Origin of the sequence: Pseudomonas kribbensis (assembly GCF_003352185.1) — a bacterium.
In the GTDB taxonomy this organism is placed as follows: domain Bacteria; phylum Pseudomonadota; class Gammaproteobacteria; order Pseudomonadales; family Pseudomonadaceae; genus Aquipseudomonas; species Aquipseudomonas kribbensis.
In genome coordinates this window covers 2916423-2930903 of the sequence record NZ_CP029608.1, presented here as the reverse complement: position 1 = coordinate 2930903, position 14481 = coordinate 2916423, and the positions used below count along the sequence as shown (strand labels likewise).

Genomic DNA, 14481 nt, shown 5'->3' with positions numbered 1-14481 from the left:
ATGCCGTCACGGTCCCCTGAAACCTGGCCCCACGGCGCGATCATGCTGGATGCCGACCACACGCAATTCGCGTTGTGGGCGCCGGATGCGTTTTACGTCAGCGTCGAGCTGGACAATGGCCAGTCCCTGCCGATGCTGCCGCAGGGTGATGGCTGGTTCGTGATCAAAAGTCACTGCCCCGCCGGCTGTCGCTACCGCTATAACATCGACGGCGAACTGGAGGTGCCCGACCCGGCCTCCAGGGCGCAGGACGGCGACCTCGACCGTCACAGCGTGGTGGTCGATCCGCACGCTTATCACTGGCGGCACAGTACATGGCAAGGCCGGCCATGGAACGAAGCGGTGATCTACGAACTGCACGTCGGCGCCCTCGGCGGTTTTGCCGAGGTCGAGCAGCATCTGGCGCGCCTCGCCGGGCTGGGCATCACCGCCATCGAGCTGATGCCGATCGCGCAGTTTCCCGGCGCTCGCAACTGGGGCTACGACGGCGTGCTGCACTTCGCGCCGCAGGCTTCCTATGGCACGCCGGAACAGCTCAAACACCTGATCGACAGCGCCCACGGTTATGGTCTGGCGGTGATTCTCGACGTGGTCTACAACCACTTCGGCCCCGACGGCAACTATCTGCATCGCTATGCCAAGGGCTTTTTTCGCGAGGACAAACACACGCCCTGGGGTGCGGCCATCGATTTCCGTCGCCGCGAAGTGCGGGACTTCTTCGTCGAAAACGCATTGATGTGGCTGCTGGAATACCGTTTCGACGGTCTGCGCCTGGACGCGGTGCATGCCATCGAAGACCCGGATTTCCTGCAAGAACTGGCGCAGTGCATCCGGCAACAGATAGACCCTGCGCGGCATGTCTGGCTGACCGTGGAGAACGAGCACAATCAGGCCAGCCTGCTGGAAGATGCCTACGATGCCCAGTGGAACGACGACGGTCACAATGCCCTGCATGTGCTGCTGACCGGCGAAACCGATGCCTATTACGCCGACTACGCCGAACATCCCACCGAACAACTGGCTCGGTGTCTGAGCCAGGGTTTTGTGTTTCAGGGTCACCTGACCCGCCACGGCACGCCCCGTGGCGAGCCGAGCGAACATCTGCCATCCACCGCGTTCGTGCTGTTCCTGCAGAACCACGACCAGATCGGCAACCGCGCCTTCGGCGAACGCCTGCATCAACTGGCAGATCCCCGTGCCCTGCAGGCCGCCACCGTGTTGTTGCTGTTGTCACCGATGATTCCGTTGATGTTCATGGGCGACGAGTTTGCCGCCGAGCAACCGTTCCTGTTTTTCACCAGTCACCACGGCGAACTCGCCAAATTGGTGCGCGAAGGCCGGCGCAACGAGTTCGCCGCGTTCAGTGCGTTTGCCGATCCACAGCGCCGCGAGCAGATTCCCGATCCCAACGCCGAGCAGACGTTCCACGCCTCGCAACCCCGGCTGATCGGCAGCGGCACGCCGAAACAGCAGGCCACCCTGGCGCTGTATCGACAGCTGTTGCAACTGCGCCACCAACACATCATTCCGCACTTGCCCGGAACCCAGGCGCTCGGCGCTCAAGTGCTGGGGCCTGGCGCCGTCAGCGCGCGCTGGCGTCTGGGGAATGGCAGCGAGCTGCGAATCGACCTGAACCTCGGCGACAGCCCGGTGGTCAACCCACCACAGGCCGAATCGGTGTGGCTGCTGCGCCAGCCGCCCGCTGCCGACCTGACGGATGAAGGGCAACTGCCCCCGTATTGCGCGCTCGTCAGCCTCACGGCCGCAACCCCTTTGCCACCCCTGGATGGAGAGCGCCTATGAGCGATGCGCAACTGGAAATTCTCGCCAGCCGAGCCGGCCTTGCGGTCGACTGGATCGACGCCAATGGCCGTCAGCAAAAAGTCGCCCCGGCGGTGCTGCGCAATGTCCTCACCGGGCTCGGTCACCCGGCCGGCTCGGCCCAGGAAATCGACGCCAGCCTGCTGGAACTGCAACAAGTGCAACAGGACCGCCAATTGCCGCCGCTGCTGACCGCCGATGTCGGCTTGGGCCTGGATCTGGCGCGTTACTTCGAACCCGGAAGCCCCTGTGAGATTCATCTTGAGGACGGCACGCGGCTGTCGCTCAAACTTGATGCCAATGCGGTGCTGCCCGGTGAAATCCCGGTCGGGTATCAGCAAGTCCATATCGCCGATCAACATTTCACCTTGGCCGTAGCCCCCGAGCGCTGCTACAGCGTGGGCGATGCCGTGGACAACCCGATCCCCCGCGCCTGGGGCCTGAGCGTGCAGCTTTACAGCCTGCGCCGCCCCGGCGACGGCGGTTTCGGCGACACCCAGGCCCTTGAGGAACTGGCCCGCAGCGCCGGCGAACGCGGGGCCGACGCCCTGGCAATCAGCCCGCTGCACGCAATGTTCAGCGCCGACACCGGGCGCTACAGCCCGTACTCGCCGTCCAGCCGACTGTTCCTCAATTCCTTGTATGCCGCGCCGGGGACGATTCTCGGCGAGCGCGCCCTGCGCGATGCCATCGACGCCGCAGGTCTGAATGATCAGTTCCAGCAACTGGAGAACCTGAAACTGATCGACTGGCCCAGCGCCGCCGACGCCAAGCAAAAACTCCTGCAAGCGCTATACGAAGGTTTTATCCGTGGCGAGCATCCGTTGCAGGCGGATTTCTCCAGCTACCGCGACGCGGGTGGCGAAGCGCTGGAAAACCACTGCCGCTTCGAAGCCATCCAGGAAATGCGCGCCGCCCGTGGCGAAAACCTCGACTGGCGCGAATGGCCAGAACATTGGCACGACCCGCGCGGCGCGGCGCTCAGTGCGTTTGCCGAGGAATACGCCGACCGCATCGGCTACTTCGCGTTTTGCCAGTGGTTGATTCACCGCTGTCTTGAGCGCGCGCAAAACGCCGCCCGCAGCGCCGGCATGGGCATCGGTCTGATCGCCGACCTCGCGGTGGGCGCCGATGGAGCCGGCAGTCAGGCTTGGAGTTTTCAGGACGAATTGCTGGCGTCACTGACGGTCGGTGCGCCACCGGACATTCTCAATCGCTCCGGCCAGGGCTGGGGCATCTCGGCGTTCTCCCCGGAAGGTCTGGTGCGCAATGGCTTTCGGGCGTTCATCGACATGCTGCGCGCCAACTTCGCCCACGCCGGCGGCCTGCGTATCGACCATGTCATGGGCCTGCAACGGCTGTGGGTGATTCCCAACGGCGCAGCGCCGGCGGACGGCGCGTACCTGTATTACCCGGTGGACGACCTGCTGCGTCTGCTGACCCTGGAATCCCACCGCCATCAAGCGATCGTGCTGGGCGAAGATCTCGGCACCGTGCCCGATGGCCTGCGGGAAAAACTGGTCGCCCGGGCCATGCTCGGCATGCGCGTGCTGTTGTTCGAACAGGACAACACCTGGTTCAAACCGATCCTCGACTGGCCGGACAACGCTTTGGCCACCACCAGCACCCACGATCTGCCGACCCTCAACGGCTGGTGGCATGGCCGGGATATCGACTGGAATTCGCGACTCGGGCTGATCGACGCCAACGGCGAAATCGACTGGCGCCGCTATCGCGAGCGCGAGCGCGACGGTTTGCGCAATGCCCTGAGCCAGGACCCGCAGAACTTTCGCGAGGAATCCCACGAAGCCGATCAGGTGGTCGACGCCAGTGTCCGCTTCCTTGGCCACACCCGCGCGCCGCTGGTGCTGCTGCCGCTGGAGGACGCGCTGGGCCTGGACGAACAGGCCAACCTGCCTGGCACCATCGACACTCATCCGAACTGGTCGCGGCGCCTGCCGGGCACCAGTGACACCTTGCTCGATGGCGTCGATGCCGCGCGGCGTCTGGAACTGATCGCCTGCGCCCGCCTTCAGGCCGCCGAGCGTGACCAATGAGTGCAGTGCAAAACCTGACCTTGCGCGCCACGCTGCGCCTGCAGTTTCACAAGGGTTTCACTCTCGATGAGGCGGTGCCGTTGGTGGCGTACTTTGCCCGCCTCGGCATCAGCCATGTTTACGCCTCACCGCTGCTCGCGGCCCGTGCAGGCTCCATGCACGGCTACGACGTGGTCGACCCGACCCGGGTCAACCCGGAACTTGGCGGCGAACCGGCGCTGCGCCGGTTGGTCGCGGCCCTGCGTGAACACGGTATGGGGCTGATCCTCGACATCGTCTCCAATCACATGGCGGTCGGTGGCGGTGACAACCCGTGGTGGCTCGACCTGCTGGAATGGGGTCGGCTCAGTCCCTATGGCGAGTTCTTCGACATTCAATGGCACTCGCCGGACCCGTTGATGGAAGGCCAGTTGTTGCTGCCCTTTCTTGGCAGCGATTACGGCATTGCATTGCAGGACGGCACGCTGCCGCTGGTGTTCAACGCCAGGTCGGGCACTTTTCACGTCGAGCATTACGAGCATCACTTCCCGATCTGCCCCGCGGATTACGGCGAACTGCTGAAAGCCGACGAGCCAGTGAGCGAAGCGCTCAAGTCGCTGGCCGATCGTTTCGGCAGCCTCAGCTACCAGACCGATGCCCGCTCGCTGGCCATCCCGCTCAAGGAAGAACTGCAGCAACTGGCAAGCGACCCGCACATCCTGCAAGCCATCCAGCGCAATCTGACGGGCTACGACTCGAAGACCGAAGACGGTTTCCAGCGCCTCCATCAACTGCTGGAACGGCAAAGCTATCGCCTGGCCAGTTGGCGCACCGCCGCGGACGACATCAACTGGCGGCGTTTCTTCGACATCAACGAACTCGGCGGCCTGCGGGTCGAGCGGCCTGCCGTGTTCGAGGCGACCCACGGCAAGATCTTCCAGTTGATCGAAGAAGGCCTGATCGACGGCTTGCGCATCGACCACATCGACGGGCTCGCCGACCCACGGGGTTATTGCCGAAAGCTGCGGCGACGCCTCGACTTTCTGGCACCGGGACGACACTTGCCGATCTACGTCGAGAAGATTCTCGGCGACGGCGAAACCCTGCGCACCGACTGGGCGGTGGATGGCAGCACCGGTTACGAGTTCATGAATCAGCTGTCGCTGCTGCAACACGACCCGGCCGGCGAGCATGTGCTCGGCGACTTGTGGCAGCGCCGCACCGAGCGCCCCGCCGCGTTTATCGAAGAGGCACGGCTGGCGCGTCAGCAGATTCTCAACGGTTCATTGGCCAGCGATTGCGAAAGCGTTGCCCAGGCGCTGCTGCAAGTGGCCCGGGACGACCTGATGACCCGCGACCTCACGCTCGGCTCGATCCGCCGGGTGTTGCAGGCGTTGATCGTGCACTTTCCGGTGTATCGCACCTACATCAGTGCGATGGGCCGCTCGGCGCAAGACGAGGTGTTTTTCCAGCAGGCCATGGAAGGTGCGCGGCAGACACTGAGCGAAAGCGACTGGCCGGTGCTTGACTCCGTCGCCGGCTGGCTCGGCGGCCAGCCGTGGCGGCGCAAACCCCGTGGGCGTTCGCGCAAGATCCTGCGCCACGCCTGCGTACGCTTTCAGCAACTCACCTCGCCTGCTGCCGCCAAAGCCGTGGAAGACACGGCGCTGTATCGCTCGGCGGTGCTGCTGTCGCGCAATGACGTGGGCTACAACACCGAACAGTTCAGCGCCCCGGTCAGCGACTTTCATGCGGCAAACCAGCAACGTCTGGCGACATTCCCCGACAACCTGCTGGCCACCGCCACCCACGACCACAAGCGCGGCGAAGACACCCGTGCACGGCTGGCCGTGCTCAGCGAGCGCAGCCACTGGTACGCCGAACAGGTCGAGCTGTGGCGTGCCCTCGCGCGGCCATTGCGTAATGACGATCAGATGCCGTCGTCCGCTGACGAATTGATCCTCTATCAAGCGTTGCTCGGCAGTTGGCCGCTGGAGCTGCACAACGACGATCAGGGCGGATTCACCGACTACGCCAGACGCATCTGGCAATGGCAGCAGAAAGCCCTGCGCGAAGCCAAGCTGCAAAGCAGCTGGAGTGCGCCGAACGAAGCCTATGAAAACGCCGCCCAGTCATTCACCGAGCAGCTTTTGCTGGCGCCCGAAGGTGAGCTGCTGCGCGGGGCGCTGGCCAAGAGCGTCAACAGCATCGCTGCTGCCGGCGCCCTCAACAGTCTGGCGCAAACCTTGCTGCACATGACCGTACCGGGCGTGCCGGATCTGTATCAGGGCAACGAGTTCTGGGATTTCAGCCTGGTGGATCCGGACAACCGCCGACCGGTGGATTACGGCCTGCGTGAGCAGTCCGTGAAACCTGCGCCCATAGCGGAACTGCTGTCGAACTGGCGCGACGGGCGCATCAAGCAAGCATTGATCGCGCAAGTACTGAACCTGCGCGCCGAGCACACCGAGCTGTTCCGCCGGGGTTCGTACCAGGCCCTGGAGGTGCTGGGCAGTCAGGCGCACAACGTGCTGGCGTTTGCCCGCGAGCACGAGGGGAAACGGGCCATCGTCATCGTGCCGATCCGTTGCGCGACCCTGCTGGAAAACGGTGCCGTCCCGCAGGTCGATGCGCTGCGTTGGGGCGATACGCGGGTGGAATTACCGTTCGCCGCCTCCGACGAAAATCTGAAGGGACTTTTTTCGAGCACCGCAGTCACAAAAAACAGGGAGCTGGAGGTCAGCGCTGCGCTGGGGGACTTCCCGGTCAATCTGTTTATCCAACACTTCTAGAAGCATGAGTTCAGTTCAGGAGCATTGCGATGAGTACCGACGATAAACGCATCCGCGAATTCGCCTATCAGATCTGGGAATCGGAAGGTAAGCCCGAGGGTCAGGAATCACGCCACTGGGAGATGGCGCGCAAACTGGCCGAAGCCGAAGCACTGGCTCCGAAGAAATCGCCGAAGGCAACTGCTGGCAAAACGGCGAGTACCAAGGCCTCTGCCCCCAAGGCAACGACGGCCAAGCCCAAAGCCGCATCGGCAAAAGCCAAGCCAGCCAGCGCCGCCAAAGTGATTCCCCCGGGCGAAAAAGCCGCCGAGAAAAAGCCCCGCGCACCGCGCAAGCCCCCGGCCATCTGAGGCTTTTCCAACCGTAGAACTGAATGACCGTGTGGCGGGTTCGCTCGCCACAGCGGGTTCACTCGCCCTTTAAAAATGCCCACCCCGATTTGCAGGAGCAATCATGACCCGTCCAAAGAAAGCCGAGCCCGCCGCACATGCCGAGCCCACGCGAATCCGCGAGGGTCTGCCCTTCCCGCTCGGTGCCACCTGGGATGGGCTGGGGGTGAACTTTGCGCTGTTTTCCGCCAACGCCACCCGGGTCGAACTGTGCATTTTCGACGATGCCGGCGAAGTCGAACTCGAACGCATCGAACTGCCGGAATATACCGACGAAATTTTCCACGGTTATCTGCCCGACGCCCATCCGGGGCTGATTTATGGCTACCGGGTCTACGGCCCTTACGATCCGGCCAACGGCCACCGCTTCAACCACAACAAATTGCTGATCGACCCCTATGCCAAGCAACTGGTCGGGCAACTGAAATGGTCTGAAGCGCTGTTCGGCTACACCATCGGCCACCCGGACGCCGACCTCAGTTTCGACGAGCGTGACAGCGCGCCGTTCGTGCCCAAATGCAAGGTCATCGACCCGGCGCACACCTGGGGCAACGACCACCGTGTCAGCGTACCGTGGGACAAGACCATCATTTACGAGACTCATGTGCGCGGCATCAGCATGCGTCACCCCGCCGTGCCGGATAACGTGCGCGGCACATTTGCCGGGCTGATGGTCGACGATGTGCTGGAGCACATCCGCAAACTCGGCGTATCCACCGTCGAGCTCTTGCCGATCCACGCCTTCGTCAACGACCAGCACCTGCTGCACAAGGGCATGACCAATTATTGGGGCTACAACAGCATTGCGTTCTTCGCCCCGGACCCGCGTTACCTGGCCAGTGGCAAGATCGCCGAGTTCAAGGAGATGGTCGCGCACCTGCACGAAGCCAATCTCGAAGTGATCCTCGACGTGGTCTACAACCACACCGCCGAGGGCAACGAACAAGGCCCGACCCTGTCGATGCGTGGGATCGACAACGCTTCGTACTACCGGCTGATGCCGGACGACAAGCGCTTCTATATCAACGATTCCGGTACCGGCAACACCCTGGATCTGAGTCACCCGTGCGTACTGCAAATGGTCACCGACTCGTTGCGTTACTGGGCCAGCGAAATGCACGTCGACGGTTTCCGCTTCGATTTGGCGACCATCCTCGGGCGCTACCACGACGGTTTCGACGAACGCCACAGCTTCCTCGTCGCCTGCCGTCAGGATCCGGTGCTGCGTCAGGTAAAACTGATCGCCGAACCCTGGGACTGCGGGCCCGGTGGTTATCAGGTCGGTAACTTCCCGCCGGGCTGGGTCGAATGGAACGACAAATTCCGCGACACCGTGCGCGCGTTCTGGAAAGGCGACGACGGCCAGCTCGCCGATTTCGCCAGCCGCATGACCGCTTCCGGCGAGATGTTCAACCAGCGTGGCCGCCGGCCTTATTCGTCGGTGAATTTCGTCACCGCCCACGACGGTTTCACCCTCAACGATCTGGTGTCCTACAACGACAAGCACAACGAGGCCAACGACGAGAATAATCAGGACGGCAGCAACAACAACCTGTCCTGGAACCACGGCGTCGAAGGGCCCACCGACGATCCGGAAATCAATGCGCTGCGTCATCGGCAGATGCGCAATTTCTTCGCCACCCTGTTGCTGGCCCAAGGCACGCCGATGCTGGTGGCCGGTGACGAATTCGCCCGCACCCAGGACGGCAACAACAACGCCTACTGCCAGGACAGCGAGATCGGCTGGGTCAACTGGGACCTGAGCGAGGACGGCAAGGCGCTGCTGAAATTCGTCAAACGCCTGATCAAGCTGCGGCTGACCTACCCGATCCTGCGTCGCGGACGCTTTCTGGTGGGCGAATATAACGAAGACATCGGGGTCAAGGACGTGACCTGGCTGGCACCGGACGCCACGGAGATGACCACCGAGCACTGGCACGATGCGCACAACCGCTGCCTGGGCATGCTGCTCGATGGCCGTGCCCAGGAAACCGGCATCCGCCGCAAGGGTGCCGACGCGACGTTGCTGCTGGTGGTCAACGCCCACCACGACATCGTCAACTTCACCTTGCCGGAAGTGCCTGAAGGCAGTTTCTGGACCTGCATGGTCGACACCAATCAACCGTCGATCCGGGGTCAGGAACGCTTCGATTTCGGCCATCAGTACTCGGTCACCGGGCGCTCGCTGTTGTTGTTCGAACTGCAACGCGACGAGGAAGACTGAGATGGATCTTTCAGACTATTTCTCGCGTCACACGCCGGACTACCGGGATAGCGCAGCGCTGGGGCGGTGCCTGCGGGAAATGGTCGAGGCCGGACTGGACCGACTGCCGTTGCCCGGCAGCGGTCGCACGCTGGAGCGCTGGCAACGACTGTCCGAAGTCGGCGGCCATGATCTGGGTTTGTGCAAACTCTACGAAGGTCATACCGATGCCTTGGCGATCATCGAGCAACTCGGCGGCACACCGACACCCGACAGTACGTGGGGCATGTGGGCGGCCGAACCACCGCAGGCGCGGGTTCGGGTCAGCCGTTCGGGGCAACTGGTGCGGTTAAACGGGCGCAAGGCCTGGTGCTCCGGGGCGGCGGTGCTCAGTCATGCCCTGCTCACGGCCTGGGATGAGGAGGATCGACAACAACTGGTGGCCGTGGCGCTCGATCAACCGGGGGTGAGCGTGACCGATCAGGGCTGGCAAGCCGTCGGCATGGCGGCCACCGGCAGCGTCGAGGTGCTGTTCGATGATGTGGAGGCACAGGCGATCGGCGACCCTGGCGACTACCTGCAACGTCCGGGTTTCTGGCACGGCGGGATCGGGATCGCCGCGTGCTGGTACGGCGCCGCGAAAGAGATCGCCGAGCGCTTGCGCCAGCAGTGTGCACGACATGAAGAGCCTCACGCGCTGGCCAGTCTCGGCGCCGTCGACAGCGCCTTGCACGCCGCGTCTCAAGTGCTGCGTGTCAGCGCTCTGGACATCGACAGCGATCCCCACGCCTACGCCGAACTGCTGGCCCGCCGCGTTCGCGCCGTGGTCGAGGACGCCGCCGAGCAGGTCATCCGCGAGACCGGACGGGCACTCGGGGCCGGGCCGTTCTGCAAGGATCCGCACTTTGCCCGCCTGGCGGCCGACCTGCCGGTTTACCTGCGCCAGAGCCACGCCGAACGGGATCTGGCGGTACTGGGTCAATTGATTGCGCAACAACCACGCGGGTGCTGGGCGTTATGAAACGTAACCCGATCGTCGGCGAGGGAACCTCCCTGCATGAATGGCAGTGTTCACGTCATCTGACGGCGTTGGACAGCATCGACATCCTCGACCTGGTGCCGCCGGGATCGAGGGCCGTTGTGATTGCTCCACACCCGGACGACGAGGTTCTGGGAAGCGGCGGATTGCTGCAGCTGGTCACCGCGGCGGGACGCACACTTCAATTGATTTCGGTCACGGATGGTAGCGCCAGTCATCCCGGCTCGGATCGCTGGCCGGTTGAGCGCCTGAGCGTGGTGCGCCCGCAGGAGTCCGCAGAAGCCCTGCGCCGCCTCGGCCTGCCCATGCATAAGTTGCAATGGTTGCGTGGTGGCTTCCCCGACACGCAAGTCGCCGCGCGCGAGTCGATGCTGTGCGAATACCTGATCCACTACCTGCAACCCGACGACGTGATCTTCACCACCTGGCGCGAGGACGGCCACAGCGACCACGAAGCCGTCGGCCGCGCCAGCATCAAAGCGGCGCAACACGTAGGCGCGATTTGCCACGAACTGCCGGTCTGGACCTGGCACTGGGCAACCCCGGAAGACGCCATCGTGCCCTGGGAACGGGCGCGCAAAATCCTGCTCAGCCCGGCACAGGTCGCGCGCAAGCGTCATGCGGTGCATGCGTTTGCCAGTCAACTGGAGGGCGATCCCGAAGCAGGCCTGCCACCGGTGCTCGCGCCCTATGTCATCGATCGACTGCTGCAACCGTTCGAGGTGGTCTTCCTGTGAGTGTCGAGAATCGCTACTTCGAAGGCCTGTTCGCGGGCAATAACGACCCTTGGGGATTCCGCCAGCGCTGGTACGAGCAGCGCAAACGCCTCGTGACCCTGGCGGCCCTGCCCCGCCCGCACTACCGGGCAATCTTTGAACCGGGATGCGCCAACGGTGAACTGAGTGCGGCACTGGCCGAACACTGCGACCGATTGGTGTGCTACGACACGTCTACCGCTGCGGTCAATCTGGCGCGTACCCGACTGAGCCTGTTCGACCACACCGAGGTGCGTCACGGACGTCTGCCTGGCGACTGGCCTGAGGAAAAATTCGACCTGATCGTCTTCAGCGAAATCGGCTACTACCTCGATCGACAGGATCTGACAGAGGTCATCCGCCGCGTCAGCGATTCACTGACGGCAGACGGGCAATTGCTCGCGTGTCACTGGCGGCCGCCTATCGAAGGCTGCCCGCTCAATGCCCGACAGGTTCACGACCTGATTCATGAGCACTTGAATCTGCCGCGACTGGTCCTGCATCAGGAAGCGGATTTCCTGCTCGAAGTCTGGAGCCGCGAGCCCCGCTCGGTGGCCGCGCTGGAGGGGTTGCGATGATTGGCATCCTGATTCCTGCCCACAACGAAGAAGACTGGCTCGATGACTGCCTCTGCGCCGCCCTGCGCGCGGGTGACCATCCTTTGCTGGCGGGTGAACCGGTGGAAATCCTGGTGGTGCTCGACAGTTGCACCGATCGTTCGGCGCACATCGTCAGCCAGTACCCGGTGCTGGCGCTGAGCATCGACGCGCGCAATGTCGGGCAGGCTCGCGCCATTGGCGCACAACAACTGCTTGAACGCGGAGCGCGCTGGATTTCCTGCTCGGACGCCGACAGCCGGGTCGCCGAAGACTGGCTGGTGGCACAACTGGGGCTGGGCATGGATGCCGTGTGCGGCACGGTGACGGTCGAACGCTGGCATGAATCGTTCGATGAAGTGGCGCAGATTCGCTATCAACGTGATTACCAGGCCTGCGAAGGTCACCGGCACATCCATGGCGCCAATCTGGGTGTCAGTGCGCAAGCCTACGTCCGCGCCGGCGGGTTCGAGCCGTTGCCCTGTGACGAGGATGTGCAACTGGTCCGGCAACTGGAGCGTTGCGGGGCCAGCATCGCCTGGAGCCATCGCCCGCAGGTCATTACCAGCGCACGCCTGGACAGTCGCGCGCGCGGTGGTTTTGGCGACTATCTGCGACACTTGGCACAGACTGAATAAAAAAAAGCGGAGCAGATTGATCTGCGACGCGACGAACCGCCCTTCTTGAGCAATACTCTGCATCGCGGCAATCCAGGGTTCGGAGCGCTGCCGGGTAATCAACCAGTCTTCAGGGGTCGTACATGCGTGGTCGTGTGCGACTGAAGGCCAGACACAACAAGGACGTCCTGCCTCATGAAACCGTTATCTCTCAACGAAAGCGGCCTGCCGGCGCAAATATGGAACAGCGCCGCGCAACTCGACAATATTCCGGTCATCAACACCCACAGCCTCGTGCCGCCCGGTGCCCGTGCGGTGGTCATTGCGCCACATCCCGGCGATGAAGTGGTGACCTGCGGCGGCCTGCTGCAACTGTTGTCGGCCCTCGGCCATCCCCTGCAATTGCTCTCGATCACCGATGGCAGCGCCAGTCACCCCGGATCGCGCCAGTGGTCAGAAAAACGCCTGAGCGTGTTCCGCCCCCAGGAAAGCGTCGAGGCCCTGCGCCGTCTGGGCCTGCCGATGCATAGCCTGAAATGGGTGCGCGGCGGTTTCACCGACAATGCGCTGCTCGATCAGGAAACCCAGCTGACGGAATTCATTTCCCGCTACCTGCGCCCCGGTGACGTGGTGTTCAGCACCTGGTGCGAGGACGGCAGCGCCGATCATGAAGTGGTCGGCCGGGCCAGCGCCAAAGCCGCCCGACAGGCCGGCGCCACGTACCACGATGTGCCGGTCTGGGCCTGGCACTGGCCGGAACGCGACCAGGCACAGATCCCGTGGCACCGCGCCCGCAAGCTGCGCCTCGACACCTGGACCGTCGCACGCAAGAGCCACGCGACGCATGCCTACGCCAGTCAGTTGAACGGCGAGCCGGCCATCGGCATTGCACCGCTGCTGCCCAAGGCTATTCTGGAGCGCATGCGTCTGCCTTATGAAATTGTCTTCGTTGACTGACAAATGGGCGCGGGCAGTCACTCAAGGTGAACTGCCCGCGCCCGGATCAGTCGCAAGAAGAGGCAGTCATGATTCATAGGAGCGACCGTGTCCAGCGATCCCAAGCGTCATGCCATCGACGTGTCCGCCATTCATCGCCTGCGGGTGTTGACGGTCAATACACACAAGGGTTTCACCGCACTCAATCGGCGTTTCATCCTCCCGGAGCTGCGTGAAGCGGTACGCAGCACCAGCGCCGATCTGGTGTTTCTTCAGGAAGTGGTGGGCGAACACGAACGGCACTCGAACCGCTACAACGAGTGGCCGCAAACCTCGCAATACGAATTTCTCGCCGACAGCATGTGGAGCGATTTCGCCTACGGGCGCAATGCCGTCTACCCCGACGGCCACCACGGCAATGCACTGCTGTCGAAGTACCCGATCCGCGAATACCGCAACCTCGATGTCTCGATCACCGGCCCCGAACGACGGGGCCTGCTGCATTGTGTACTGGACGTACCGGGGCATGCCGAGGTGCACGCCATCTGCGTGCACCTGAGCCTGCTGGAAAGCCACCGGCAATTGCAGCTGCAGCTGCTCTGCCAGTTGCTCGAATCCCTGCCGGACGATGCACCGGTGATCATCGCCGGCGACTTCAACGACTGGCAGATGCAAGGCAACGTCGCCCTCGCCCGTCGCGACTACCTGCACGAAGCGTTCGAGCGCCATCACGGGCGGCCCGCCAAGACCTACCCGGCGCGCTTTCCGCTGCTGCGGCTGGACCGGGTCTACCTGCGCAATGCCAGCAGTCATGACCCGCAGATTCTTGGCAGCAAGCCATGGACACATTTGTCGGATCATCTGCCGTTGGCGGTCGAAGTGCATTTGTAGTTCGACCGCGCAGTGAGTGTTTACGCCAGTGCCGATTACAGTAGCAATATTGACAGTAATGACCTGCGTGGACTGGCAGAAAACAGGGGCGATCGCATCAATTGGAAAGCCGATAGCAGACTAAGCAAACGCTCTGTCTCGCGGTTCAAGGCGTGTTTCTCCCTGCAAACAACAACTTAGATATGTGCAGAAAAACAAACGCTTGTGATCTCTGATTTCGCCATACCGCTCATCGTCCATTTTCTTGACGCAATGTCAGCCGTCTTCTTAGCTCTACCTTACTACCCCCGGAATCACTACTCGGGGCGTGCCTTCGGACACTCGTGAAACGGGCTGCCCCAGGTTCGCCTCGCTCCATTCGGTCGCCCCTCGTTCGGGGTAGGAGAGACGCCAAGGCGAGATACCG

Annotated in this window: 11 protein-coding genes; all 11 read left to right on the top strand. The window is 63.1% G+C overall.

Annotated features, from left to right (window positions below; translation table 11 throughout):
• The 11 genes from treZ (at window position 1) to DLD99_RS13320 (ending at window position 14075) form a co-directional block, all read left to right on the top strand.
• On the top strand, window positions 1–1803 hold the full coding sequence (gene treZ, locus DLD99_RS13370; RefSeq protein ID WP_114882697.1) for a malto-oligosyltrehalose trehalohydrolase: 1803 nt from the start codon (window positions 1–3) through the stop codon (window positions 1801–1803).
• Window positions 1800–3878: a 4-alpha-glucanotransferase gene (malQ, locus tag DLD99_RS13365; protein WP_114882695.1), complete on the top strand. Its 2079-nt coding sequence runs from the start codon at window positions 1800–1802 to the stop codon at window positions 3876–3878. Before treZ ends, malQ begins: the two co-directional genes overlap by 4 nt.
• Window positions 3875–6649 carry a malto-oligosyltrehalose synthase gene (locus DLD99_RS13360; RefSeq protein ID WP_114882693.1) on the top strand — a complete coding sequence of 925 codons (2775 nt, stop codon included), beginning with the start codon at window positions 3875–3877 and terminating at the stop codon, window positions 6647–6649. The genes malQ and DLD99_RS13360 overlap by 4 nt, the downstream gene beginning before the upstream one ends.
• Before the next feature lie 29 nt (window positions 6650–6678).
• A complete protein-coding gene (locus DLD99_RS13355; protein ID WP_114882691.1) occupies window positions 6679–6999 on the top strand; it encodes a DUF2934 domain-containing protein in 321 nt (106 codons plus the stop codon).
• A 103-nt stretch (window positions 7000–7102) separates the two neighbouring features.
• Window positions 7103–9262 carry a glycogen debranching protein GlgX gene (gene glgX, locus DLD99_RS13350; RefSeq protein ID WP_114882689.1) on the top strand — a complete coding sequence of 720 codons (2160 nt, stop codon included), beginning with the start codon at window positions 7103–7105 and terminating at the stop codon, window positions 9260–9262.
• A 1-nt stretch (window position 9263) separates the two neighbouring features.
• Window positions 9264–10262, top strand: a complete 999-nt coding sequence (locus tag DLD99_RS13345; protein WP_114882687.1) for an acyl-CoA dehydrogenase family protein — start codon at window positions 9264–9266, stop codon at window positions 10260–10262.
• Window positions 10259–11017, top strand: a complete 759-nt coding sequence (locus DLD99_RS13340) for a PIG-L deacetylase family protein (protein WP_114882685.1) — start codon at window positions 10259–10261, stop codon at window positions 11015–11017. Before DLD99_RS13345 ends, DLD99_RS13340 begins: the two co-directional genes overlap by 4 nt.
• Complete coding sequence (locus tag DLD99_RS13335; protein WP_114882683.1) at window positions 11014–11613, top strand: SAM-dependent methyltransferase; 600 nt, start codon at window positions 11014–11016, stop codon at window positions 11611–11613. The genes DLD99_RS13340 and DLD99_RS13335 overlap by 4 nt, the downstream gene beginning before the upstream one ends.
• Window positions 11610–12269: a glycosyltransferase family 2 protein gene (locus DLD99_RS13330; RefSeq protein WP_114882681.1), complete on the top strand. Its 660-nt coding sequence runs from the start codon at window positions 11610–11612 to the stop codon at window positions 12267–12269. The genes DLD99_RS13335 and DLD99_RS13330 overlap by 4 nt, the downstream gene beginning before the upstream one ends.
• A 174-nt stretch (window positions 12270–12443) precedes the next feature.
• Complete coding sequence (locus tag DLD99_RS13325; RefSeq protein ID WP_085708214.1) at window positions 12444–13205, top strand: PIG-L deacetylase family protein; 762 nt, start codon at window positions 12444–12446, stop codon at window positions 13203–13205.
• Between the two features lie 87 nt (window positions 13206–13292).
• Entirely contained in the window at window positions 13293–14075 is a 783-nt protein-coding gene (locus DLD99_RS13320) for an endonuclease/exonuclease/phosphatase family protein (RefSeq protein WP_114882679.1), read from the top strand.
• Window positions 14076–14481 lie beyond the last annotated feature (406 nt).

Coding starts and splice junctions, on each gene's coding strand:
- treZ (WP_114882697.1), top strand. CDS start 1: ATGCCGTCACGGTCCCCTGAAACCTGGCCCCACGGCGCGATCATGCTG.
- malQ (WP_114882695.1), top strand. CDS start 1,800: ATGAGCGATGCGCAACTGGAAATTCTCGCCAGCCGAGCCGGCCTTGCG.
- DLD99_RS13360 (WP_114882693.1), top strand. CDS start 3,875: ATGAGTGCAGTGCAAAACCTGACCTTGCGCGCCACGCTGCGCCTGCAG.
- DLD99_RS13355 (WP_114882691.1), top strand. CDS start 6,679: ATGAGTACCGACGATAAACGCATCCGCGAATTCGCCTATCAGATCTGG.
- glgX (WP_114882689.1), top strand. CDS start 7,103: ATGACCCGTCCAAAGAAAGCCGAGCCCGCCGCACATGCCGAGCCCACG.
- DLD99_RS13345 (WP_114882687.1), top strand. CDS start 9,264: ATGGATCTTTCAGACTATTTCTCGCGTCACACGCCGGACTACCGGGAT.
- DLD99_RS13340 (WP_114882685.1), top strand. CDS start 10,259: ATGAAACGTAACCCGATCGTCGGCGAGGGAACCTCCCTGCATGAATGG.
- DLD99_RS13330 (WP_114882681.1), top strand. CDS start 11,610: ATGATTGGCATCCTGATTCCTGCCCACAACGAAGAAGACTGGCTCGAT.
- DLD99_RS13325 (WP_085708214.1), top strand. CDS start 12,444: ATGAAACCGTTATCTCTCAACGAAAGCGGCCTGCCGGCGCAAATATGG.